The 25,009-nt window shown below is 71.8% G+C and carries 18 protein-coding genes; 4 read left to right on the plus strand and 14 right to left on the minus strand.

Annotated features, from left to right (window positions below; all coding sequences use genetic code 11):
- Positions 1–44: 44 nt before the first annotated feature.
- Entirely contained in the window at positions 45–1,628 is a 1,584-nt protein-coding gene (locus Scani_RS03200; RefSeq protein ID WP_159469797.1) for an acyl-CoA carboxylase subunit beta, read from the minus strand.
- A 216-nt stretch (positions 1,629–1,844) separates the two neighbouring features.
- Entirely contained in the window at positions 1,845–4,274 is a 2,430-nt protein-coding gene (locus Scani_RS03205) for a polysaccharide lyase 8 family protein (RefSeq protein ID WP_159469799.1), read from the minus strand.
- 242 nt (positions 4,275–4,516) lie between these two features.
- On the opposite strand from Scani_RS03205, the gene Scani_RS03210 reads away from it, so the two are divergent.
- Positions 4,517–5,158 (plus strand): YceI family protein, encoded by a 642-nt coding sequence (locus tag Scani_RS03210; RefSeq protein ID WP_159469801.1) that lies wholly within the window; start codon positions 4,517–4,519, stop codon positions 5,156–5,158.
- 91 nt (positions 5,159–5,249) lie between these two features.
- Here the strand turns inward: Scani_RS03210 and cimA are convergent, their stop codons facing one another.
- The 6 genes from cimA to ureA all read right to left on the minus strand — a co-directional run bounded on the left by cimA (position 5,250) and on the right by ureA (position 12,742).
- A complete protein-coding gene (gene cimA, locus Scani_RS03215; protein ID WP_159469803.1) occupies positions 5,250–6,878 on the minus strand; it encodes a citramalate synthase in 1,629 nt (542 codons plus the stop codon).
- Between the two features lie 282 nt (positions 6,879–7,160).
- Entirely contained in the window at positions 7,161–8,480 is a 1,320-nt protein-coding gene (locus tag Scani_RS03220) for an MFS transporter (protein WP_159469805.1), read from the minus strand.
- An 80-nt stretch (positions 8,481–8,560) separates the two neighbouring features.
- Positions 8,561–9,205: a TetR/AcrR family transcriptional regulator gene (locus tag Scani_RS03225; RefSeq protein ID WP_159469807.1), complete on the minus strand. Its 645-nt coding sequence runs from the start codon at positions 9,203–9,205 to the stop codon at positions 8,561–8,563.
- Positions 9,206–9,240: 35 nt separating this feature from the next.
- The gene (locus Scani_RS03230; protein WP_159469809.1) at positions 9,241–10,281 is read right to left on the minus strand and encodes an agmatine deiminase family protein; all 1,041 of its coding nucleotides are present in this window, start codon (positions 10,279–10,281) and stop codon (positions 9,241–9,243) included.
- Between the two features lie 47 nt (positions 10,282–10,328).
- Entirely contained in the window at positions 10,329–12,041 is a 1,713-nt protein-coding gene (locus Scani_RS03235; protein ID WP_159469819.1) for an urease subunit alpha, read from the minus strand.
- A complete protein-coding gene (gene ureA / locus Scani_RS03240; protein WP_159469821.1) occupies positions 12,038–12,742 on the minus strand; it encodes an urease subunit gamma in 705 nt (234 codons plus the stop codon). The genes Scani_RS03235 and ureA overlap by 4 nt, the downstream gene beginning before the upstream one ends.
- A gap of 244 nt (positions 12,743–12,986) precedes the next feature.
- Between ureA and Scani_RS03245 the strand changes: the two genes are divergently transcribed.
- Positions 12,987–14,444 carry a cytosine permease gene (locus tag Scani_RS03245; RefSeq protein WP_159469823.1) on the plus strand — a complete coding sequence of 486 codons (1,458 nt, stop codon included), beginning with the start codon at positions 12,987–12,989 and terminating at the stop codon, positions 14,442–14,444.
- Between the two features lie 142 nt (positions 14,445–14,586).
- Here the strand turns inward: Scani_RS03245 and Scani_RS03250 are convergent, their stop codons facing one another.
- Together Scani_RS03250 and Scani_RS03255 are read right to left on the minus strand one after the other, a co-directional pair.
- Positions 14,587–15,675, minus strand: coding sequence for a branched-chain amino acid aminotransferase (locus Scani_RS03250; RefSeq protein WP_159469825.1), 1,089 nt, complete (start codon positions 15,673–15,675; stop codon positions 14,587–14,589).
- 370 nt (positions 15,676–16,045) lie between these two features.
- Positions 16,046–17,086 (minus strand): 3-isopropylmalate dehydrogenase, encoded by a 1,041-nt coding sequence (locus Scani_RS03255; RefSeq protein ID WP_159469827.1) that lies wholly within the window; start codon positions 17,084–17,086, stop codon positions 16,046–16,048.
- A gap of 129 nt (positions 17,087–17,215) precedes the next feature.
- Between Scani_RS03255 and Scani_RS03260 the strand changes: the two genes are divergently transcribed.
- A complete protein-coding gene (locus tag Scani_RS03260) occupies positions 17,216–18,817 on the plus strand; it encodes a fibronectin type III domain-containing protein (protein WP_218039156.1) in 1,602 nt (533 codons plus the stop codon).
- Positions 18,818–18,986: 169 nt separating this feature from the next.
- Here Scani_RS03260 and Scani_RS41640 read toward each other — a convergent pair whose 3' ends face one another.
- The 3 genes from Scani_RS41640 to Scani_RS03270 form a co-directional block, all read right to left on the minus strand.
- Positions 18,987–19,118, minus strand: coding sequence for a hypothetical protein (locus Scani_RS41640; RefSeq protein WP_088800221.1), 132 nt, complete (start codon positions 19,116–19,118; stop codon positions 18,987–18,989).
- Between the two features lie 377 nt (positions 19,119–19,495).
- Positions 19,496–21,127, minus strand: coding sequence for an L-glutamate gamma-semialdehyde dehydrogenase (gene pruA, locus Scani_RS03265; protein WP_159469829.1), 1,632 nt, complete (start codon positions 21,125–21,127; stop codon positions 19,496–19,498).
- A 324-nt stretch (positions 21,128–21,451) separates the two neighbouring features.
- The gene (locus Scani_RS03270; protein WP_159469831.1) at positions 21,452–22,378 is read right to left on the minus strand and encodes a proline dehydrogenase family protein; all 927 of its coding nucleotides are present in this window, start codon (positions 22,376–22,378) and stop codon (positions 21,452–21,454) included.
- A gap of 283 nt (positions 22,379–22,661) precedes the next feature.
- Between Scani_RS03270 and Scani_RS03275 the strand changes: the two genes are divergently transcribed.
- Positions 22,662–24,029 carry a PucR family transcriptional regulator gene (locus Scani_RS03275; protein ID WP_159469833.1) on the plus strand — a complete coding sequence of 456 codons (1,368 nt, stop codon included), beginning with the start codon at positions 22,662–22,664 and terminating at the stop codon, positions 24,027–24,029.
- A gap of 84 nt (positions 24,030–24,113) precedes the next feature.
- Here the strand turns inward: Scani_RS03275 and Scani_RS03280 are convergent, their stop codons facing one another.
- Entirely contained in the window at positions 24,114–24,962 is an 849-nt protein-coding gene (locus Scani_RS03280; protein WP_159469835.1) for a YwqG family protein, read from the minus strand.
- Positions 24,963–25,009 lie beyond the last annotated feature (47 nt).

The following is a 25,009-nucleotide window of genomic DNA, read 5'->3' on the forward strand; positions in this document are numbered from 1 at the left end:
CGTCGTCGCGGTGGGCGTGGTGCCGGGTGCGGGTGCGGTGGTGGTTACTGGGGCGGATTGCCGTGCTTACGGGCCGGCAGGTCCGCATGCTTGGTGCGCAGCATCTCCAGGGCGCGGATGAGCGTGTGGCGGGTCTCCGCCGGGTCGATGACGTCGTCGACCAGGCCGCGCTCGGCCGCGTAATACGGGTGCATCAGCTCGGACTTGTACTCCTTGACCATGCGCACCCGCATGGCCTCGGAGTCGTCCGCCTCGGCGATCTGCTTGCGGAAGATGACGTTGGCGGCGCCCTCGGCGCCCATCACGGCGATCTCGTTGGTGGGCCAGGCGTAGGTCAGGTCGGCACCGATGGACTGCGAGTCCATGACGATGTAGGCGCCGCCGTAGGCCTTGCGCAGCACGAGCGAGATCCGCGGCACGGTCGCGTTGCAGTACGCGTAGAGCAGCTTGGCGCCGTGCCGGATGATGCCGCCGTGCTCCTGGTCGACGCCGGGCAGGAAGCCGGGGACGTCCAGCAGGGTGACGATCGGGATGTTGAACGCGTCGCACATCTGGACGAAGCGGGCCGACTTTTCGGACGCCTCGATGTCCAGCACGCCGGCCAGCGACTGCGGCTGGTTGGCGATGATGCCCACCACGCGGCCGTCGAGCCGGGACAGCGCGCAGATGATGTTGGTCGCCCAGCGCTCGTGGACCTCCAGGAACTCGCCGTCGTCGACGATCTCCTCGATGACCTTGCGCATGTCGTACGGGCGGTTGCCGTCGGCCGGGACCAGGTCCAGCAGCGCGTCGCCGGAGCGGTCCGCGGGGTCCTCGCAGGGCACCGACGGCGGGTTCTCCCGGTTGTTCGCCGGGAGGAGGGAGAGGAGGTAGCGGACCTCTTCGAGGCAGGTGGCCTCGTCGTCGTACGCGAAGTGGGCCACGCCCGACGTCTCGGCGTGCACATCGGCGCCGCCCAGACCGTTCTGGGTGATCTCCTCGCCGGTCACCGCGCGGACCACGTCGGGTCCGGTGATGAACATCTGCGAGGTCTCGCGGACCATGAAGACGAAGTCCGTCAGGGCCGGGGAGTAGGCCGCGCCGCCGGCGCAGGGGCCGAGCATGACGGAGATCTGCGGGATGACGCCCGAGGCCTTGGTGTTGCGCTGGAAGATGCCGCCGTAGCCGGCGAGCGCGGAGACGCCCTCCTGGATACGGGCACCGGCGCCGTCGTTCAGCGACACCAGCGGCGCACCGGCCTGGATGGCCATGTCCATGATCTTGTGGATCTTGGTGGCGTGGGCCTCGCCCAGCGCGCCGCCGAAGATCCGGAAGTCATGGGCGTAGGTGAACACGGTCCGGCCGTGCACGGTGCCCCAGCCGGTGATCACACCGTCGGTGTAGGGCTTCTTGGCCTCCAGGCCGAAGCCCGTCGCCCGGTGCCGCCGCAGCGGCTCGACCTCGTTGAACGAACCCTCGTCCAGCAGCAGCTCGATCCGCTCGCGCGCCGTCAGCTTGCCCTTGGCACGCTGCGCTTCGGTCGCCCGCTCGCTGGGTCCTCGCCGGACCTGCTCGCGGATGGCGTGCAGCTCGGCGACGCGCCCGCGGGCGTCGTTGGCGCCGGCGGGCAGATCTTCGACAGTGGTCATGTATCGACGGTACGTGTGCGGGGCGTCCCGCACCGATGTCGGTTTCGTACAACGTCGCATGCGATTTGGTGGGCAGGCAGTACAGAACCGTGCTGTACGGGCCCCGCGTCCCGGCGTCCGTTCGGGTGGCGGCGTCGCCCCGCGTCTGTATGGGGCCGACAAACGGGAGCCGAGTGATGTTGTCGTGACCGGTCGGTCGGCGGGGCCCGGCGGCGGTCAGCCCGGCCGCACCGTGCAGGTGTGGGTGGCGCAGCTCGTACCGGGTGTCAGGCGCAGCCGCAGGGTGCGTCCGGTGGCCAGCACCTCGATCGCCGGGTCGTGGGAGAGCACCGCACGCACCGGCCGTGACCAGGTGATCTCCAGCGTTTCGCCGGTGCGCTCCGGGGCGGCGAGGCACAGCCGGACCGTCGGCCGCCGCCGTCCGGGCCGCTCGCGGACCAGCACGCTGACCGGGCCGCTGCTGGTCAGCGGGCCCGCGCTGCCGGCCCGCCAGAAGTTGGCGGCCGTTACGCCGAGCGGGTCGACGGTGATCGCCTGCCGGCCGGCGTCGTTGGCGAGCACGGTCAGCCAGTGCCGGTCGGCGGCGCGGGTGGCGAGGGTGCGGGCGGTGGCGCCCGGCATGAGGAGGTAGGCGTAACCGGCGTCCACCGGGTCGGTGCCGTGGTCGTGCCAGAGGGTGAGGTAGCGGCGGGTGAACGGCTCGGCGGAGGAGGTGGTGTTGATGTCGTGCCAGGAGCCGGTGCGGGCCTCGCGCAGCGCCATGAGGGGCGCGCCGCCGGGGAAGACATAGCCGCCGTGCCCGGCGAGGTGGGCCCAGTGGGCGCGGCGGAAGGAGGTGGTCACGCCGAGCGTGCCGGGCCGGCGGACACCGTCGACGGTGAGCACGGCGGTGCCGGAATCGCCCAGGCAGCGGTTGTCGACGACGGTCTCGGCCGGCACCCCGTCCCGCGCGGTGATGCCGGCGCCCAGGCAGACGACACAGTCCGCGAGCGCGAACCAGGACTTCCTGGCGGTGAGGGTCGAGGCCAGGCCGCGCAGGTCCTGGCCGAGGGCGGCGAACTCCCCGTCGGTGGTGCCGCCGACCCAGCGCGCGGCGGGCTTGGGCTCGCCCCAGCCGCCTCCCTCGTTGTCGGCCAGCCGCTTGGTGGACACGGTCGTGCCGGGGAGCCGGTAGGGGTCGACGGTGGGCCAGAAGGCGTCCGTGTACTGGTCGCCCCCGAAGTCGGCGCCCCACCAATAGAGCATCCCGGCGCCGGTGTGCCAGCCTCGCGGGTTCTCGCCGTTGCCGTTCTCGTAGTACGTGATGCGGTCGGAGGCCATGGCCAGGCCGGCGGCCCAGCCGGGGCGGCGGTGCACGGCGCGGTCCATGGCAGGGAACAGCCGGTGGCCGACGGGTTCGGGGGCGGCGGCCGCGGGACCGTCGGCGATCTTCCTGAGCCGGGCGAGGTCGGCGACCGTGTACTGCCGGTCGGTGAGGACCGGCAGCGTACGGTCGCGGGCGGTCCAGCCCTTGATCATGGCGTGCCAGCGGTCCCGCTCGGCGCTGCTCGCGGCCTGGGCGAGCAGCGCGATCGCGGCGATCAGCGCATGGCCGTGGTAGTGGTCGCTGCGCAGGATGTGCCGCTCGTCGCTGCGGAGGTAGCCGCGGCTGACGGCGCGCCCGTTGACGCTGTCCATCATCAGGCCGTTGTGCAGCAGCGGGGCGTAGGCGTGCTCGACGCTGTCGAGGACGATCTGCCGCGCCGGGTCGGTGACCTGCCAGGACGAGCCGCCGAGCAGGGTGAACAGCCGGCCCAGGCCGTCCAGCAGGACATAGCCGTAGGTGCCGGAGTAGGCGACCCAGCTGTGCTGGACGAAGGAGCCGTCGGCGTAGAGGCCGTCGCCCCGGGTGACGTAGGGGAAGACCGGCGAGAGGGCGTCGCGGGCCAGGGCGATCTTGGCGGGGGCCCGGCCGAGGATGCCGCGCAGGGCGACCACCCGGCACAGGTCGACGCGGTTGGCGCCGGTGCTGGTCCCGGTGTAGTCGCCGAGCATGGCGTCGGGGACGAAGTGGTCGACGGCGGCCAGGGCGCGCTCGCGCAGCGCGTCGTCGAGGCCGCCGGGCAGCCGTTCGTCGAGGAGGGCGACGGTGTCGAGCAGGAGTCTGGGGCTGCCGATCTGCCACTCCCACCAGTTGCCGTAGCGGGTGGTGGCGGTGTTGTAGACGGTGGCTTCGAGGTGGTCGAGCCCCGTGACGAGGGCCTCGGCGAGGCCGGGGTCGCCGGTGTGGCCGGTGCCGGGCTGGGCGTAGGCCTGGGCCATGGTGGCGAGCCGGCCGTAGCTCTGGGTGATGCCGGACGGCGGGTCGTAGCGGCAGTCCGGCCAGAGGGACACGGCGGTCGGTTGCATGCGTGCCCGGAAGGCGCCGGCGAAGTCTCCGGTCTCCTTGAGGGCGGCGGCGTACGGCGGGGCGGCGGGGTCGAAGCCGCTGCCGAGGACGAACTCGCACCAGCGGCCGCGGAGGGCGGCGCATTCGTCCCCGGGAGGGGTGGTGGCCGGTCGGGGGGCGGCACCGGCGGGACGGGCGGCGAGGCCGAGCGCGCTCGCGGTGGCGGTGGCGAGGAATCCTCGGCGTGACCAGACGGACGTGGCGGGGAAAGGCGGCACGGTCGGTCCTCTCCATGGCGTCAACTGGGGTGTGGCGCTGCGCACTTGGGAGTTCCCGATGGTCTAGCACGAGCCGTCGGCGGGCGGCAATGACCGCGCCGGAACGCCGTTCGCCACCCGTCCGGAGCAGCCCGGCTCCGACAGAGAGGTTGAATGTTGAACCAGATGCCGCTACGGTGAATCTCGTTGAAGCTTAAACAAACTTGCGCACCCACCCGGTGCGCCGTCTTCGAGGAGGAGCCATGGCTCTGTTCCACCGCAAGCGCACCGCCGACACCGGCGACACCACCGCCCCCGCCACCGCCAGTGCTGCCGTCCTCGACGCCGACCCCGCGCTCGCGGCGCTGACCGGCGACTACACCATCGACCCGGCGCACAGCAGCATCGGCTTCACCGTCCGCCACGCGATGGTCACCAACGTCCGCGGCGCGTTCGGCGCGTACGAGGGCACCCTCCACCTCGACGGCACCGACCCGTCCCGCTCCACCGCGTCCCTCGACGTCGAGATCGCCAGCATCGACACCGGGATCGCGGACCGCGACGGCCACCTGCGCAGCGCCGACTTCTTCGACGCCGAGACCTTCCCGCTGATGACCTTCCGCGGCACCGCCGCCGAGCGCGTGTCCGGTGACCGCTACCGCATCACCGGCGACCTGACCCTCCGCGACGTCACCAAGCCGCTCACCATCGACCTGGAGTTCCACGGCTCGGCCACCGACGTCTACGGCGCCGAGCGGGTCGGCTTCGAGGGCAGCGCCGAGATCCTGCGCTCCGACTGGGGCCTGACCTGGAACGCCGCGCTGGAGACCGGCGGGGTGATGGTCAGCGACAAGGTCAAGCTCGTCTTCGACATCTCCGCCGTCAAGGCCGCCCCGCAGGCCTGACCCCACAGGGCCCGCCGGATGACCGCGGCCCCGCACCGCCCCTCTCCCCCGAGGGCCGTGCGGGGCCGCGGTCCTTCCGCTGCCGCGACGCTCACTCCTGCGGCTCGACCCCGGCCCGCAGCAGTCCGTAGGCGTACGCGTCGTCCAGCGCCTGCCAGGACGCGGCGATGACGTTCTCCGCGACGCCGACCGTGGACCACTCGCCCCGGCCGTCGCTGGTGGAGACCAGCACCCGGGTGATGGAGCCGGTGCCCAGGGCGCCCTCCAGGATGCGGACCTTGTAGTCCACCAGCTCCATGTGGGCCAGCTGCGGATAGATCCGCTCCAGGCCCACCCGCAGCGCCCGGTCCAGCGCGTTGACCGGGCCGTTGCCCTCGGCGGTGGTGACGATCCGCTCGCCCTTGGCCCACAGCTTCACGGTCGCCTCGTTGGCGTGCGTACCGTCCGGCCGGTCCTCGACGATCGCCCGCCAGGACTCGACCGTGAAGTAGCGGCGCGGCCGGCCCTCGACTTCGGTGCGCAGCAGCAGCTCGAAGGAGGCGTCGGCGGCCTCGTAGGTGTAGCCCTCCAGCTCGCGCTCCTTGACCCGCTCGACGACCCGGCCGACCAGCTCGCGGTCGTCGCCGAGGTCGATGCCGAGCTCCTTGCCCTTGAGCTCGATGGACGCCCGCCCCGCCATGTCGGAGACCAGCATCCGCATGGTGTTGCCGACCAGCGCCGGGTCGATGTGCTGGTAGAGGTCCGGGTCGACCTTGATCGCGGAGGCGTGCAGTCCGGCCTTGTGGGCGAAGGCGGAGACCCCGACGTAGGGCTGGTGGGTGGAGGGGGTGAGGTTGACGACCTCGGCGATGGCGTGCGAGATCCGGGTGGTCTCGGCGAGCTTGCCCTCGGGCAGCACCGGGCGCCCGTACTTGAGCTCCAGGGCGGCGACGACCGGGAAGAGGTTGGAGTTGCCGACCCGTTCGCCGTAGCCGTTGGCGGTGCACTGGACGTGGGTGGCACCGGCGTCCACCGCGGCCAGGGTGTTGGCGACGGCGCAGCCGGTGTCGTCCTGGGCGTGGATGCCCAGGCGCGCGCCGGTGTCCGCGAGGACGGTCCGGACGACGGCGGTGACCTGCGCCGGGAGCATGCCGCCGTTGGTGTCGCAGAGCACCACGACATCGGCGCCGGCCTCGCTCGCGGTGCGGACGACCGCCTTGGCGTAGACCGGGTCCAGCGCATAGCCGTCGAAGAAGTGCTCGCAGTCGAGGAAGACCCGGCGGCCCTGGGCACAGAGGTGGGCGACAGTGTCCCGGATCATCGCGAGGTTCTCCTCCGGCGTGGTCCGAAGCGCCAGTTCCACATGCGCGGTGTGGGACTTGGCGACCAGCGTGATGACCGGTGCCCCGGAGTCCAGGAGCGCGGCGACCTGCGGATCGTCCTCGACCCGGACGCCCGCCTTGCGGGTGGCGCCGAACGCGACGAGCTGCGCGTGCCGGAAGTCGATCTCCGCGCGGGCCCGCTGGAAGAACTCGGTGTCCCGCGGGTTGGCGCCGGGCCAGCCGCCCTCGATGAAGCCCACCCCGAAGTCGTCGAGGTGCCGGGCGATGGTCAGCTTGTCGGCGACGGTGAGGTTGATGCCCTCGCGCTGCGCACCGTCGCGGAGCGTGGTGTCGAAGACATGGAAGTCGTCGGGCACCGCGTGGGCGGGAGACGGGTGGGAGTCGGGTGCGTCCGTCATGCTGGTCTGGCTCCTGTCGGGATCTCGGTCTACCGGAATAACCGGTTCCACCGTCCCTCCATGTTCCCTCGCGCTCCGCCTCCGGTGAGATGTGGGCCGGAAACGAAAAAACCTCTCGCGGGTGCGAGAGGTCTGCGCGCGGGTCTGGGACGACGGTGGCCACGCCGTACTCGGTTCGTACGGGGCGGTCACTGCGGACCGGCGCGCCTGCTGCCAATAATCATGGCGAACGAGAGCACGGGGGAAGTCTGGCACACGACCACCCCCCGTGCTCGAACCGTCTCAGGATGCGAGCACGCGTGCCGCGCTGCCCTCGCCCGCGTCGTCCTTGCCGACCCGGTGCAGATCGATGGTGCGGGTCTCGCGCATCGTCACGTAGACGATCAGCGAGACCGCGGCGCACCCGGCGACGTACCAGTAGTAGCCGGATTCGATGCCGCCGTCCTTGAACCACAGGGCGACGTACTCCGCGGTGCCGCCGAACAGCGCGTTGGCGATGGCGTACGGCAGGGCCACGCCCAGCGCCCGGATGCCGGTCGGGAACAGCTCGGCCTTCACACAGGCGTTGATCGAGGTGTAGCCGGTGACCACGACCAGCGCGAGCAGCGAGAGCCCGAGGGCCGGCCAGAAGCTGCCGGCGTGCTTGAGCAGCGTCATGATCGGCACGGTCAGGAACGTCGAGCCGACCGCGAAGGTGATCAGCAGCGGACGGCGGCCGATCCGGTCGGAGAGCTTGCCGGCCAGCGGCTGGAGGCACATGAAGAGGAACAGTGCGCAGAAGCTCACCAGCGAGGCCGTCGGCTTGTCCAGGCCGGCGCTGCCCGAGAGGTACTTGGTGAGGTAGGTCGTGTACGTGTAGTACGCGACCGTGCCGCCCATGGTGAGCGCGATGACCAGGAACGCCTCGCGCTTATGGGCCAGCAGCGCCTTGAGGGTGCCGCGCGCCGGGTCGGCGTTGGCGCCCTCGTCCTGGGCGTACACCTCGGTCTCCAGCATGTTGCGGCGCAGGTAGAAGACGACCGCGGCGCCCAGCGCACCCACGATGAACGGGATCCGCCAGGCCCAGCTGTGCAGCGCCTCCTCGGGCAGCGTGCGCTGCAGCACGATCTGCAGGCCGAGGCCGAGCAGCTGCCCGGCGGTCATGGACACGTACTGGAAGCTGGAGGCGAAACCGCGCTGTCCGGGCGCGGAGGCCTCGGTGAGGTAGGTGGCGCTGGCCGCGTACTCGCCGCCGACCGAGAGCCCCTGGAGCATCCGGGCGACGAGCAGGACGGCCACGCCGCCGTACCCCGCCACCGCGTAGGTCGGCGCGACGGCGATCAGGATCGCCGAGGCGGACATCAGCGTGACGGTCAGCGTGAGCGCCGCCTTGCGCCCCCTGCGGTCGCCGATCCGGCCGAGCACCCAGCCACCCACCGGGCGCATGAAGAAGCCGACGGCGAAGATCCCCATGGTGTTCATGAGGTTCGCGGTGTCATTCCCCTTCGGGAAGAACGAATCCGCGAAGTAGACCGCGAAGCTGGCATAAACGAACCAGTCGAACCACTCGACCATGTTGCCGGCCGAGCCGACCCAGATCTTCTTCCATTGCTCTCGTCCCATAGCCGCTCACGGTCGCGGACCGGGGAGTCTTCGGCAAGAGCGCGGTCGGCAACGATCGCAGCTACTTGCGTGCTTTGTGGTCACGGCGCGGCCGGCGGCCGGTCCGCCGCATCCGGCCCCGCGGTCAGCGACTCGTCCAGGAACTCCCCTATGTGGCGGCGCACTTGCTCCCGGTCGGTGCCCGGCAGGCCGACGACGAGGTGGGTGCCGAAGCCGTCGAGGAGGGCGCGGGTGCGGGTGGCGAAGCGTTCGGCGTCGACGGGGCGGAATTCACCCTTCGAGACGCCCTCGACGAGGAGGGCCACCAGGTCGCGGTGCCAGGCGAGTTCGAGGTCGAGCTGGCGCTCGCGGGTCTCGTCGTCGGCGCTCTGGGAGCGGTTCCACACCTCCAGCCACAGCGTCCAGCGCGGGTCGCGGTGGCCGTCGGGCAGGTAGAGGTCGACCAGGGCGTCCAGCCGTTCACGGGCGGGGACGCGGCGGGAGAGGGCGGCCCGGCGCTCGGCGCCGAGCTGCTCCTCGCTCCACTGGAGGGTCTGCAGCAGCAGCTCGTCCTTCGTACCGAAGTAGTACAGGATGTGGCCGCTGCTCATGCCGACCTCACGGCCCAGGCCGGCCATGGTCAGCCGGTCCAGGCCCTCCTCGGCGATGGTCGTCATCGCCGCGGCCAGGACCTGCTCGCGGGGCTGGTTGAGCCGGCGCCGGGGACGGCGCACGGGACCGGGCACGGGGACCTCCGGGTCGGCTGGACGGGGCCTGTGGGTCAGACCTTCGGCTGCTGCTGGGTGATGCAGTGGATACCGCCACCCGCTGCGAAGATCGTACGGGCGTCGACCAGGGTCACCGTCCGCTCGGGGAAGAGCCGGCGGAAGATCGCGGCCGCCTCCTCGTCGCGGGGGTCGTCGAAGCCGCAGAGCACCACCCCATCGTTGCAGAGGTAGTGGTTGATGTAGGAGTAGTCGACCAGCTCGCCGTCCGCCTCGACGACGGTCGGCGCCGGCACCTCGACGACCTCCAGCCGCCGGCCCCGGGCATCGGTCGAGGACCGCAGCAGCTTGGCGATCTCGGTGCAGATCGCGTGGTCGGGGTGGTCGGGGTCGGGCTGGGTGTGGACGAGCACGGTGCCGGGGCGGGCGAAGGCGGCGACGATGTCGACATGTCCGCGGGTGCCGAACTGCCCGTAGTCGGCAGCGAGGCCGCGCGGCAGCCAGATCGCCTTGGTGGTGCCGAGGTGGGCGTGGATCTCGGCCTCGACGTCCTCCTGCGTACGGCCGGGGTTACGGCCCGGGTCGAGCTGCACGGTCTCGGTGAGCAGGACGGTCCCCTCGCCGTCGACGTGCAGGCCGCCGCCCTCGTTGACCAGTCCGGTGGCGTAGCGGCGGGCCCCGGCCAGCCCGCAGACCTGCTCGGCGATCTTCTCGTCGTGGTCCCAGCGGGCCCATTCCTGGGCGCCCCAGCCGTTGAACACCCAGTCTGCCGCGGCGAGTTGTCCCGTGCCGTCGGTGAGGAAGGTGGGGCCGATGTCGCGCATCCAGGCGTCGTTCAGCGGGCGTTCGACGAGGTCGATGTCCGGGCCGAGCAGTGCGCGGGCACCCTCGGACTGGCCCGGTCCGGCGACGACGGTGACCGGCTCGAAGCGGCGCACGGCGCGTGCCACCTCGGCCCAGGCGCGGCGGGCCGCGGCCAGCGCCTCCCCGCCCTCCTCGCCGAAGGTGAAGTTGGGGCCGGGCCAGGCCATCCAGGTGCGCTCGTGGCGGGCCCACTCCGGGGGCATGCTAAAGCCGTCGGCGGCAGGGGTGTTCATGCGGGAGTCCTCGAGGTCGCTGTGACGGTGTGACGGGCGGGAGTGGTTCACAGGAAGTAGAGCCGGGACAGCGAGACGCTGTCGGCCGGTTCCGAGCGCATCGGGTCGCCGTCGAGGGTGACCAGGCCGCTGCGCCCGTCGACCTGCACCTGTCCGACCCGGGAGTTGTGGACGAGGTCGCCGGGGCCGATGCCGCGGGTGCCGCGGACGGCGACCCGGCGGCGTCGGGTGGGCATCCCGTCGCCGCCCTGTTCGGCCGCGGCGCGCGCGACGAAGGCGACGGAGATCTCTGCGGGGGTCGCCCCGTGCGCACCGAACTGCGGCCCGAGCACCAGGGGTTCGCAGGTGTCGGTGGCGGCGTTGGGGTCGCCGGTGACGCCGTAGGCGGGGAAGCCGGACTTCAGCACCAGCTGCGGCTTGGCGCCGAAGAACTGGGGCTTCCACAGCACGATGTCGGCCATCTTGCCGACCTCGATCGACCCGATCTCGTGCGAAAGGCCGTGGGCGATGGCGGGGTTGATGGTCAGCTTGGCGACATAGCGCAGCACACGCGCGTTGTCGTCGTGCGGGCCGTCGCCGCCCTCCCCGTTTCGGGGAAGAAGGGGCCCGAGCTCGGCCTTCATCTTGCCCGCCATCGCGAACGTACGGCGCACGGTCTCGCCCGCGCGGCCCATGCCCTGGGCGTCGGACGAGGTGATGCCGATCGCCCCGAGGTCGTGCAGCACGTCCTCGGCACCCATCGTGCCGGCCCGGATGCGGTCGCGGGCCATGGCGGCGTCGCCCGGCAGATCGGTCTTCAGGTCGTGGACCGAGACGATCATGCCGTAGTGCTCGGCGACCGCGTCCCGCCCGAAGGGGAGGGTGGGGTTGGTGGAGGAGCCGATGACGTTGGGGACCCCGGCCATCTTCAGGACGTTGGGCACATGGCCGCCGCCGCAGCCCTCGATGTGGAAGGCGTGGATGGTCCGGCCGTCCAGCACCCGCAGGGTGTCCTCGACGCTGAGGCATTCGTTGAGGCCGTCGCTGTGCAGCGCGACCTGGACGTCGTGGTCCTCGGCGACGCGCAGCGCGGTGTCCAGGGCGCGGGCGTGGGCGCCCATGTCCTCGTGCACCTTGAAGCCGCAGGCGCCGCCCTCGGCGAGCGCCTCGACCAGCGGGGCGTCGCCCGACGAGGAACCGCGGCCCAGGAAGCCGATGTTGACCGGCCAGGCGTCGAAGGCGCTGAAGGCATGCCCCAGCGCCCAGGGGGAGTTGACGCCGACGCCCCAGACCGGCCCGAATTCCTGACCGATGATCGTGGTCACGCCGGAGGCCAGCGAGGCTTCCATGACGCGGGGCGAGAGCAGATGGACATGGGTGTCGACGGCGCCCGCGGTGGCGATCATGCCCTCGCCGGAGACGATCGAGGTGCCGGTGCCGACGACGACATCGACGCCGTCGAGGGTGTCGGGGTTGCCGGCCCGCCCTATCGCGTGGATACGGCCCTCGCGAATGCCGACGGACACCTTGCGGATGCCCTGGACGGCGTCGATGACCAGCACATTGCTGATCACCACGTCGCAGGTCTCGCGGACCGCGGCGGCCTTGAGGTGCAGCCCGTCCCGGGCGGTCTTGCCGAAGCCGGCCAGGAACTCGTCGCCGGGCTTCTGGGCGTCGGACTCGACCCGGACGACCAGGCCCGAGTCGCCGAGGACGACCCGGTCGCCGGCCCGCGGGCCGTGCACCGACGCGTACTCGTGGGGGTCGATGTTCCCGGTCATGCCTGCTCCTCCGCTCCCAGGTAGCCGCAGGCGGCGGCCCGCCGCAGCGCTTCCGTCTTCGCGCCCGGCGCGTCCAGCGGGCCGTCCACCAGACCGGCGAAGCCGATCGCGATCCGGTCGCCGCCGATCGGGACCAGCCCGACCTCCTCGGCGCCGCCGGGGTCGAACCGCACCGACGAGCCGGCCGGAACGCACAGCCGCATGCCGTACGCGGCGGCCCGGTCGAAGTCCAGCCGGGGGTTGGCCTCGAAGAAGTGGAAGTGCGAGGTGACGCTGACCGGCACCGTCGCGGTGTTGCGCACGGTCAGGCGGACCGCGGGCGCCGGCTCCGGACCGGCCGGCCCGGGGAGCACCGCGCCGGGCGCGGGCGCCCGCTCGCTCCCGGCGGCCGCGGGTCCGGCGCCGATCGGGTCGGTGACCACCGCGAGCCGGGAGCCGTCGTCGAAGACGGCCTCCACATGCACCTCGGTGACGACATCGGCCACGCCCGGCAGCACATCGTCCGGGCCGAGCACGCCGCGTGCCGCCTCGATGGCCTGAGCGAGGCGGCGCCCGTCCCGCGCCGCCTCGCAGACTGTGTCCGCGATCAACGCGGTCGCCTCGGGCACATTCAGCTTCAGTCCGCGGGCCCGGCGCGTCCGCGCCAGTTCGGCCGCGCCGAACAGCAGCAGCCGGTCGCGTTCCGTCGGGGTCAACCGCATCCCGCCACTCCTCCAGGTCGATTAGAGCGTCACTCTAACCATGAAAATGGTCGAGAGGGAAGCATTGACCAATGGCATAAGGATGAGCGACATTGAGCGCTGCTCTAAATACGCGGCGAATAGAGCGCCGCTCTAAATGATCTCGACAGTGCGAGCAGCGCGCGGCGCGCACCGCCCCCGGCACGGAACACGGCACCCGGGGCGCTGCTCACACACTGTTGTCCGGCCTCTCAGGGGAGCCCTCATGCCGATCGAACAACGCGGAGTCGACACCATCCCGGACGAGGAACGCACCAGCGGCCCTCGCGACCTGATCTCGATCCTGCTCGGGTCGAACCTCGCCCTCGGCGTGGTGATCTTCGGCTGGCTCCCGGTCTCCTTCGGGCTCGGCTTCTGGCCCTCGGTGACCTCCCTGGTGGCGGGCACCGCCGTCGGCACCCTGCTGACCGCCCCGCTCGCGCTCGTCTCGCTGCGCAGCGCCACCAACCTGTCCACCAGCAGCGGCGCCCACTTCGGCGTGCGCGGCCGGCTCATCGGCTCGGTCATCGGCCTGCTGCTGTCGCTGGGCTACACCGCGCTGACATTGTGGGTCGGCGGCGACGCGGTCGTCGGCTGCCTGCACCGCCTGACCGGACTGCCGTCGAACGGGATGACGTACGCGCTGGTCTACGCCCTGCTCGCGGGCGCCACCGCGGTCGGCGCGGTCTACGGCTACCGGGTGCTGCTGCGGCTGAGCAAGGTGCTCGCCATCGGCCTGACCGTCCTGCTGGCCGTCGGCGTCGTCGCGTACGCGGGCACCTTCACCACCGCAGCGCCGCACGGCAGCAGCTACCTGCTCGGCGGCTTCTGGCAGACCTGGCTGCTGGCCGCCGTCTCCGCGGGCCTCAGCGGCCCCATCGCGTTCATCACCCTGCTCGGCGACTACAGCCGCTACATCTCCCCGCACCGGCACAGCGCCAGGAAGGTCTTCGGCGCCACCTGTCTGGGCCTGGTGGTCGGCCTCCTGGTGCCGCAGCTCTTCGGCACGTTCACCGCGCTCGCCGTCGGCGCGGGCGAGGACTACGCGGGCCCGCTGGTGGCCGGTGCCCCGTTCTGGTACCTGGCGCTGCTGCTGCTGAACGCCTCGGCCGGCTCGGTCGGCAACTCCGGTCTGATGCTCTACAGCATGGGCCTCGACCTGGACGCGATCCTGCCGCGCGCCACCCGCACCCAGGCCACCTACGTCGTCGCCGCGCTCTCGACCGCGCTGGTCTACGCCGGTCACTTCCTGTGGGCCGCGCAGGACGCGATGACCTCCTTCGTCCTGCTGATGACGGCCGTCGGCACGCCCTGGGCGGTGATCACCGTGATCGGCTTCGTCCGCTGCCGCGGCGCATACGACCCGGAGTCCCTGCAGGTCTACAACCGCGGCACACGGGGCGGCGTGTACTGGTACCGGGCGGGCTGGAACATCCGGGCGGCCGTCGCCTGGGCGCTGGGTTCGCTGGTCGGCCTGCTGGCCGTGGACACGCCCTTCTACCAGGGACCGCTGCTCCCCGTGACCGGCGGCATCGACATCAGCTTCCTGCTCGCGGCGGCGGTGGGCGGCCTCGCCTACCTGGCCCTCACCGCCCGGGACCCGCGCCCGGTCGCGGCACTGCGGGCCGTGCCGCCCGCTCCCCCGGCCACCGCCGCGGCACAGGCGCCCGCGGAGGCCGGCTGAGCCGGTCAGGAAACGGCCGAGGCCGCCCCCGACACGCGGTCGGCGGGCGGCCTCAGTCGTGTACGGGGGCGGCCTCGACGGTGTGCGGGGGGGCGGCCTCCATGGAGGGCGGCGGCCCCGGCCGGGCGCCACAGGGCCCGGATCAGCCCAGCGGGTGCATCCAGCCGTGCTTGTCGTCGGCGATACCGCGCTGGATGTCGAGGAGCGCGTCGCGCAGCTTCAGCGTGACCTTGCCGGGCTCACCGCCGGACTGGGTCCACTCGCCGCCCGCGCTCTTGACCGTGCCGACCGGGGTGATCACGGCGGCCGTACCGCAGGCGAAGACCTCGGTGAGGGTGCCGTTCTCCGTGTCGGTCTTCCACTGGTCGATGGAGACCCGGGCCTCCTCCGACGCGTAGCCCAGGTCGCGGGCGACGGAGAGCAGGGAGTCACGGGTGACGCCGGCGAGCAGGGAGCCGGTCAGCGTGGGGGTGACGATCTTGTCGCCGTACACGAAGTACAGGTTCATGCCGCCGAGCTCCTCGACCCACTTGTGCTCCACGGCGTCGAGGTAGGCGACCTGGTCGCAGCCGTGCGCGGAGGCCTCGGCCTGCGCGAGCAGCGACGCGGCGTAGTTGCCGCCGGTCTTGGCGTCGCCCATACCGCCGGGGACGGCGCGCACCCGGTCCTCGGACAGCCAGATGGAGACGGGCTTGACGCCACCGGCGAAGTACGCGCCGGCGGGCGAGGCGATGACCACGAAGAGGTACTCGTTGGCGGGCTTCACGCCCAGGCCGACCTCGGTCGCGATCATGAAGGGGCGCAGGTAGAGCGACTCCTCGCCGCCGTGCGCCGGCACCCAGCCCTTGTCCTGCTGGACGAGCAGGTCGCAGGCCTCGATGAAGGTCTCGACGGGCAGCTCCGGCATGGCCAGCCGGCGTGCGGAGGCCTGGAAGCGCCGGGCGTTGGCGTCGGGACGGAACGTGGCGACGGTGCCGTCGGGCTGCCGGTAGGCCTTGAGGCCCTCGAAGATCTCCTGCGCGTAGTGCAGGACGTTGGTCGCCGGGTCCAGGGAGAGCGGCCCGTACGGCACCAGCTGCCCGTCGTGCCAGCCGCGGCCCTCGGTCCACTTGATCGTCACCATGTGGTCGGTGAAGTGGCGGCCGAAGCCGGGGGCGGCAAGGATCTGCTCCCGCTCCGCGTCGGAGAGCGGATGCGAGGAGGGCTTGAGCTCGATCGTGGGCGTCGTCATGAATGCCTGTCCTTCACTGCGTGTTCCGATACCTGCAGGTACCTCCCAGCGTGAGCTGGAGGAGCGTCACCGGCCCAGCCCTCCGGCCGGGGGTCAGGGGGGCGGCCCCCACCATGCGGCACCGGTGCGGTGTGCGGCGACCGCGCGCTGTTGAACGTACCGGTCGTTACTGGGACGTCCGAGTTTCCTCGCGGGCGGCGATGCCACGTCCGATTATCGCCCGTGGGTCCGCGCCGCCGGAAACGAGGGCCCCGTCCGGGTCCGATGGTCGCACCCACCGGGCGGTCAAGCCCAGGAGCGGACCCACGCGGACAGCGCCGGGCCTGGTGTGGCCCGGCGCTGTCCGTGGTGCGTGTGTGCGCTGTGGGCCTCAGCCCGCTACGCGTGCGGCGAGCGCGTCGCCGATCTCGTCCGTGCTGCGCGGCGAGCCGTCCCGGGCCTCCAGGTCGGCCGCCACGGCCTCCTCGATACGGGTGGCCTGCGGCACGAAGCCGAGGTGGCGCAGGAGCAGGGACACGGAGAGGATCGTCGCCGTCGGGTCGGCCTTGCCGGTGCCCGCGATGTCCGGTGCGGAGCCGTGCACCGGCTCGAACATCGAGGGGAACTCGCCGGTCGGGTTGATGTTCCCGGAGGCGGCCAGGCCGATACCGCCGGTGACGGCCGCGGCGAGGTCGGTGAGGATGTCGCCGAAGAGGTTGTCGGTGACGATCACGTCGAACCGCTCGGGCTGGGTGACGAAGAAGATCGTCGCCGCGTCGACGTGCAGGTAGTCGGTGGTGACCTCGGGGTACTCCTTGCCGACCCTGTCGAAGATGTTCTTCCACATGTGGCCCGCGTACACCAGGACGTTGTTCTTGTGCACCAGCGTCAGCTTCTTGCGCGGGCGGGCGTTGGCCCGCTCGTACGCGTCCCGGACCACGCGCTCGACCCCGTAGGCGGTGTTGAGGCTGACCTCGGTGGCGACCTCGGCGGGGGTGCCGGTGCGCAGGCTGCCGCCGTTGCCGGTGTACGGGCCCTCGGTGCCCTCGCGGACGACCACGAAGTCGATGTCGGGGCGGCCGGCGAGCGGCGTGGTGGTGTTCGGGAAGAGCTTCGACGGGCGCAGGTTCACGAAGTGGTCGAAGGCGAAGCGGAGCTTGAGCAGCAGACCGCGCTCCAGCACCCCGGAGGGCACGGACGGGTCGCCGATCGCGCCGAGCAGGATCGCGTCGTGCTGCTTGAGCGACTCCAGCTCCTCGTCGGGCAGGGTCTCACCGGTCGCATGCCATCGCCGGGCACCGAGGTCGTACTCCTTGGTTTCCAGCTTGACGTCCTGCGGGAGGACCGCGGTCAGGACCTTCAGGCCCTGGGCCACGACTTCCTGGCCGATACCGTCACCGGGGATCACTGCGAGGCGAATGCTGCGAGACATGTCTGGACCCTACGCTCCGTCCCATTGATTGACACGTAACGTCCGCCATACGGACACGTGGGGATCCGGTCAGCCGCCGTTCACCCGCCGTCCCCGCCGCGGTCGGGTCGCGCTGCGACATTCGGCGGCATGACTGGAAACACCCGGGGGACCCACCCGCCCTCGCACACCCCGCGCGTCGGCATTCCGGAGCAGCTGGCGGCCCGGATGAGCATGCCCGAGCAGCACGACTACCTCCGTACCAAGCTGAGCCGCCGCGGTCTGCTGCGCAGCTCGGCCGCGACCGCGGGAGTGGTCGCGGGCTCCGGTCTGCTGGCCGGTTCGGCCCAGGCCTCCCCCACCCTGCTGGCCTCGCCCGCCGCCGTGGGCGTCGACGGCGGGCTGGTCGCCCCGTTCGGCCGCCACCTGGCCTTCGGCGCGGACCCCAGGAGCCAGATGCGGGTGAGCTGGCAGGTGCCGTTCGCGGTCCGGCGGCCGTATCTGCGGGTGGGCCTCAAGCCCTGGGACCTGGGGCGCAAGATCGAGGCCGAGGTGCGCGATCTGCACACCCCGTCGCTGTCCGCCAAGCTGCCGGCCGTGCAGCAGTACTACCTGCACGCCGCGCTGGACGGGCTGCGCCCGGGGACGACGTACTACTACGGCGTCGGCCACGACGGCTTCGACCCCGCCGATCCGCGTCACTTCTCCACCCTCGGCACCTTCCGCACCGCCCCGGCCCGGCCCGAGACGTTCGTCTTCACGGCCTTCGGCGACCAGGGCGTGAGCTACCACGCGCTCGCCAACGACCAGCTGATCCTGGGTCAGAACCCGTCCTTCCACCTGCACGCGGGCGACATCTGCTACGCGGACACCGACGGCGACGGATCCGAGCACGACGCCTACGACGCCCGGGTGTGGGACCAGTTCCTCGCGCAGACCGAGTCGGTGGCCAAGTCCGTGCCGTGGATGGTGACCACCGGCAACCACGACATGGAGGCCTGGTACTCCCCGCACGGTTACGGCGGCCAGAACGCCCGCTGGACGCTGCCGGGGAACGGCCCGGACGCGAAGAACGCCCCCGGCGTCTACTCGTTCACCTACGGCAACACCGCGGTCGTCGCCCTGGACGCCAACGACGTCTCGTACGAGATCCCCGCCAACCAGGGCTACACCGACGGCAGGCAGACCCGCTGGCTGGACCGCAGGCTGGCCGAGCTGCGCGCCACCGAGGGCATCGACTTCCTCGTGGTCTTCTTCCACCACTGCGCCTTCTCCACCACCAGCTCGCACGCCTCCGACGGCGGGGTGCGCGACGCGTGGCTGCCGCTGTTCGACAAGCACCAGGTGGACCTGGTCATCAACGGCCACAACCACGTCTACGAGCGGACCGACGCCCTCAAGGCCGGCCGGGTCGCCAAGAAGATGCCGATCGGCGAGAGCGTCGACACCACCCGCGAGGGCCTGGTGTACGTGACGGCCGGCGGCGCGGGCCGGGCCCTGTACGACTTCCCCGTGCCCGACAGCTACGAGGGCCACGTCAAGGACGTCGACCACGTCGACAGCTACCACTGGGCCAAGGGCCAGGAGAAGAACAAGGACACCGTGGAGTGGTCCAGGGTCCGCTACACCGGCTACTCCTTCATCGCCGTGGAGGTCTCCCCGGGCCACCGCCCGCGGATGAAGGTGACCGCCCTCGCCGAGTCCGGCGAGCGGATCGACCACTTCGAGGTGACCCGCTCGCCCGCGCGGTGAGCCGACGATCACCCGCAGGGGCGCCCGGGATCCGGGCGCCCCGCACGGTCAGGAGAGCACTCAGGAGAGATACAGCCACCGGGCCACGGACAGCCGGATGCGCCAGCAGCACCGGCAGGACATCGACGCCGGCCTCGACAGCACCGACCCGGGTCGCGCGCGCATCGTCTCAGTGCCCGGTGGAGCCGCCGTTGTCACGGCGGTCGAGGGCGCGCTGAAGGGCGGCGGCGGCGTTCCTGCGGTCGGCGTCGCTGGTCGTACGGGCGGAGTGACGGGTCCTGCGGACGGCAGTCTCAGCCATGATTCACGTCTCCTATGCCAGAGCCCCGAGAAAATATGGGATGCGTCGATCCAGAAGCGGCCGGAAAACGCGGGGGCCTCGGCACGGCAGGGGTCACCTGCGCTCGCGCACCGGGCCACATCCGCAATCGCTCGATGGAGCGTTACGTTCGGCTCCTACAACGCTAGGACAGCTCGGCCGTGATGTCTGCACAATTACTTGGGCTTCCTACTATCTGAGACGGCGCGGGTGCGCTCGAACGAGCGATCCCCGGATATGCGCAGGTCGAAGACGTGTCCGGCGCTCCGCACCGATCCGCCGCACAACGCCCGGGACAACGCCGACGGCCCGGCGCCCCTGGGGAGAGGGGAGCCGGGCCGTCGGTGTGCGCGTGGGCGTCAGCCCATGTGCGGGTAGCGGTAGTCCGTCGGTGGGACCAGGGTCTCCTTGATGGAGCGGGTGGAGGTCCAGCGCATCAGGTTCTGCTTGGCGCCGGCCTTGTCGTTGGTGCCGGACGCGCGGCCGCCGCCGAAGGGCTGCTGGCCGACGACGGCGCCGGTCGGCTTGTCGTTGATGTAGAAGTTGCCGGCCGCGAAGCGCAGCTTCTCGCAGGTGCGGGCCGCTTCGGCACGGTCCTGGGCGATGACACAACCGGTCAGGCCGTACGCCGAGGCGGACTCCATCTGGGTGAGCATCGCGTCGTAGTCGGCGTCGTCGTAGACGTAGACGCCGAGGATCGGGCCGAAGTACTCGTCCTTGAAGATCTCGTTCTCCGGGTCGGTGGAGACCAGGACCGTCGGGCGGACGAAGTAGCCCTCGCTGTCGTCGTACGTACCGCCGGCCACGACCTCGATGGTCGGGTCGGCCTTGGCACGGTCGATCGCCGCCTTGTTCTTGGCGAAGGAGCGCTCGTCGATGACGGCGGACATGAAGTTCGACAGGTCCGAGACGTCGCCCATGGACAGGGCGTCGACCTCGGCCGCGAACTCCTCCTTGAGGCCGTTGTTCCACAGCGAGGCCGGGACGTAGGCACGGGAGGCCGCGGAGCACTTCTGGCCCTGGAACTCGAAGGCGCCACGGGTCATGGCGGTCTTCAGCACGGCGCGGTCGGCCGAGGGGTGGGCGACGATGAAGTCCTTGCCGCCGGTCTCGCCGACGAGCCGCGGGTAGGTCTTGTAGTTCTCGATGTTGTTGCCGACCGTCTTCCACAGGTACTGGAAGGTCTTGGTCGAGCCGGTGAAGTGGATACCGGCCAGCTCGGGGTGGGTCAGCGCGACCTCGGAGACGTCCTTGCCGTCGCCGGTGACGAGGTTGATGACGCCCTTGGGCAGTCCGGCCTCCTCCAGCAGCTGCATCAGCAGCACGGCGGCGTAGGTCTGCGTCGGGGACGGCTTCCAGACCACGACGTTGCCCATGAGGGCGGGCGCGGTCGGGAGGTTGCCGGCGATCGCGGTGAAGTTGAACGGCGTGATCGCGTAGACGAAGCCCTCGAGGGGGCGGTGGTCCGAGCGGTTCCACACGCCCGGGGAGTTCGCCGGGGGCTGCTCGGCGAGGATCTGGCGCGCGAAGTGCACGTTGAAGCGCCAGAAGTCGATGAGTTCACAGGGGGTGTCGATCTCGGCCTGCTGGGCGGTCTTGGACTGGCCGAGCATGGTGGCGGCGGCCATCGTCTCGCGCCAGGGGCCGGAGAGCAGGTCGGCGGCCTTGAGGATGATCGCGGCGCGGTCGTCGAAGGACAGCGCGCGCCAGGCCGGGGCGGCGGCGAGCGCGGCGTCGACCGCGTCCTGACCGTCCTTGACCGTGGCGTTGGCGTACGTACCGAGCCGGGAGGCGTGGTTGTGGGGCTGCACGACGTCGAAGCGCTCGCCGCCGCCCATCCGGTGCTCGCCGCCGATGGTCATCGGCAGCTCGATCGGGTTGTCGGCCAGCTCCTTGAGCTTGGCCTCCAGGCGGGAACGCTCCGGGGTGCCGGGGGCGTAGGTGTGGACCGGCTCGTTCACCGGCACGGGGACCTGGGTCACAGCGTCCATAGCGGCCGTGTCTCCTTCGATTTCGCTCGTCGGTTTTCGTACGTCGGTGGTGCGGCCGCGGCCGCGTCGGGTGGGCGGCTGCGGGCGGCGCCGTCCGGGATGCACCCCGGGCTTCCAGCATCCACCCGCGCCCGCCTCCGCGGGGCGGTCAGCCGCGGGTCGCCAGCGACCTCAGGCTGCAATCCCCGGGGGACGACCCCCGGCCCCCCAGCCGGAGAGCCGCGGACCCTCATGCGTCAGCCGCGGGTCGCCAGCGACCTCAGGCTGCAATCCCCGGGGGACGACCCCCGGCCCCCCAGCCGGAGAGCCGCGGACCCTCATGCGTCAGCCGCGGGTCGCCAGCGACCTCAGGAAGAAGGCGAGGTTCGCGGGGCGCTCGGCGAGCCGGCGCATGAAGTATCCGTACCAGTCGGTGCCGTAAGGGATGTACACCCGCATACGGTGCCCGTCGGCGACCAGCCGCTGCTGCTCCGCCTCGCGGATGCCGTACAGCATCTGGAATTCGTAGTCGGCCGGCTTGCGCCCGTTGCGGTGCGCCAGCTCCTGGCCGATGGCCACCATCCGCGGGTCGTGCGACCCGATCATGGGGTAGCCCTCCCCGGCCATCAGGATCTTCAGACAGCGCACATACGCCTTGTCGACCTCCCGCTTGTCCTGGAAGGCGACGGTGGCAGGCTCTTTGTACGCGCCCTTGACCAGCCGCACCCGGGAGCCTTCCCCGGCGAGGGCGTGGCAGTCGTCCTCGGTGCGGAAGAGGTAGGACTGCACCACCGCACCCGTCTGAGGGAAGCGTTCCCGCAGGTCGGCGAGGATCGCGAGGGTGGAGTCGACCGTGGTGTGGTCCTCCATGTCGAGGGTCACGGTCGTCCCGGCCTCGGCGGCGGCCTCGACCACCGGAGTGATGTTCTTCAGCGCCAGCTCGTGGCCGCCGGCCAGTGCCTGCCCGAAAGCGGACAGCTTGACCGACATCTCGGCCTTGACGCCGAGCCCTTGCTCCTTGAGGGCCGCGGCCAACTGCAGGTAGGCGTCGCGGTTGCGCAGCGCCTCGGCCGGGTCGGTGATGTCCTCGCCCAGGTGGTCGAGCGTGACCTCCAGGCCGCGGGCGGCCAGGGACCGCACGGCAGCCATGGACTCGTCCAGCCGCTCGCCGGCGACGAACCGGTCCACCACGGGGCGGGTGACCGGGGCGGCCGCGACGATGCGGCGGATGCTGTCGCTGCGCGCTGCGGCGAGGAGCACGGGACCCAGCATGGGCACCTCCACGAATCAGGGTGACAAGTACCGGCGGACGCCGGACGGACGAACGCGTCGGCAAGATTGAGCCACCTGAAATTTAAGGATCGCGCCACTTCCCGGCCATCGACAGCTGTCACGCCTTCGTGGTCGGGATCTCAGACAGATGTATGAGAATGAAGGAGGGGCGACCGGGTCAGCGGTGACAGCGGTGCGAGAGGTGCCCGAGGGGCCGAAGAGACCGGCTCCACGGTGCCGGCGATGCCGGTGGTGTGACGACAGGAGAGGAGCCGGACGGCCGATGCGGGGCGATTACCAGCAGCTCGTGGACGAGATCTCGGCGGCGCTCGGCGCCCCGGCAACGCTGGAGGACCGCGATTTCGGACTGATTGCCTTCGGCGCGCACGAGGGCGACGACGACGAGGTCATGGACCCCGTACGGACCCGCTCGATCCTGCAGCGCCGCTCGACGGCGGCGGTACGGGCCTGGTTCGAGGCGTTCGGGATCGCGCGCGCCACCACGGCGCTGCGCATTCCGCCGGACCCGGCGGCCGGGGTCTTCAAGGGGCGGATCTGCCTGCCCGTACGCCATCGGGGCATCGTGCACGGCTACGTCTGGCTGCTGGACGACGGGCATCTGACCGATCTCGAACTGGGCAGCCGGGGCGCGCCGCCCGACCCGCGGATCGCGCAGGCGATGGAGACCGCCGCCCGGATCGGCGCGCTGCTCGCCGACGAGGCCCGTGCCGGGTCCGAACTCGGCGATCTGCTGCGGGAGTTGCTGGCCTCGCAGCCCGCCGGACGGCAGGCCGCGGCGGCCGCCCTGCGCGATGCGCTGCGCGACAGCCTGCGCTTCACCCCGGGCATTCCGCTCGCCCTGGTCGCGGTGCTGCCCTGGGACACCTCGGACACCGATGTGGCGCCGCTGCCCAGCCTGCCGGGCCTGCTGGCGGCGTGCGCACTGCCGGCGGGCGGCCCCGTCGCCGCGGCCGAAGGGGCGGACGAGACGGACACCGCCACGCCGCACGGCAAGGGACCCGCCGGGCGCGCCGGGGAGGGCGCCCGGCCGCGGTCCGCGGCCGCCGCGCCCGCCCTGGCCGCGCTGGTACGGCTGCGCTCGGCGGGCGCGCTCGCCCCGGCCCATACGGTGGCCGAGCATCTGCTGCGCTCCCCGCGCGCGGGCGGCGTACCGGCCGAGGGTCGGGCGGGGCGCGGCGGGACGCGCAACGGCGGCGGCGCCGGGCACCCTCCGCCGCCCCGGCCCGGCGCCGCCGGAATCGGCCCCTCCACCAGCGAGCTGGCCGACCTCCCGGCAACCTGGCGAGAGGCCCTGGACGCGGCCCGCGCGGCCCGCGCCGAACCCCGGCTGGGCCCGATCACCCAGTGGGACTCCCTCGGCCCGTACCGCATGCTGACCGCGCTGCCGGACACCTCGCCCGACCCGGCCATCGGCCCGCTGCTGGCTCCCGCGCACGCCGAACTCGCGCGTACCGCAGAGGTGTTCCTCGACTGCGCGGGCCAGGCGAGCCGCACCGCACAGGCCCTGGGCATCCACCGCCAGACGCTCTACTACCGCCTGGGCCGGGTGGAGAAGCTGACCGGCCTCGACCTGGACGACGGCGAGCACCGGCTGCTGCTGCACATGGCGCTCAAGGCGGCCCGGCTGTGAGCCGTACCGGGCCCGGCGAGGCGCCCGGCGCCGCGGCACCGCCCGGCAGGCCGCGCCCGGCGGCCTCCCCCGGGCGACGGCCCGTCACCCGCACTGCCAGGTGAACATCGCGCGGTCGAAGCGGCGTTCGGCCAGGTCCTGGGGGCGTATGAGCCAGTAGAGGACACCGCAGTCGCCCCACATCATGTCGGCGTCGTCGTCACTGTCGAACTGAGCGAGCAGCACCCAGCCGAGCGCCTCTTCCTCGATACGGGGGTCGTCCCACGACGGGGAGCCCAGGGCGCCACGGGCGACCTCGGTCTCCACCTCGCCCTGCACGGGGTGCGCATGACCGCCGATGCGGTGCTCGGTGCCCTCGGAGTGGTCCCACAGGGCGTCCTCGAAGCCGTCGCCTCCCACCGGGTGGTCAGCGGACATCGGCGCGAACTCCCGCTGGACCACCGGATGCCGGGGGTGCGGCGCCGTCGTCTCCACGCGCGAGGTCAGCGACACCTCGGGGTACGGCCGGATCCCCTCCGGAGCCGCCCGCCGGGCGACGGGGACGCCCGCGGGGACGTAGCTCACGCGCGCCCCCGCCCAGCTGTCGGGTTCATCGGGCGCGACCACCGCACAGCCGTCGTCCAACTGCCCGTCGAAGTAGAAGAAGTTCAGCGTGCCCTCCGTCGGCAGGGCGATGTCGAGGGCGTCGGAGGGGAGCGCGGCGCAGTCGACCGACGCGACGAAGGAGAGCGGGCCCCGGCCCTCCCATACGGGCCACTCCTCGGGCTCCGGCAGCTCCGGCAGGCCGCCGAGCCGTCCGGCGACCAGGTCGGCGTCCGTGGCCTTCGCCAGGCGCAGCCCCGGCCGCAGCAGGCCGGTCCAGCGCTCGGCGATCTCGTGGGGAAGGTGCTCGCGGGCGAGCGTGTGCAGGACGTCGGCGGTGCTTCGGCTCATGGAAGGATGATGCACCCGGCCACTGACAACGGGCCGTTCGCCAGGGC

This window comes from Streptomyces caniferus (genome assembly GCF_009811555.1).
GTDB classification, from domain to species: Bacteria; Actinomycetota; Actinomycetes; order Streptomycetales; family Streptomycetaceae; genus Streptomyces; species Streptomyces caniferus.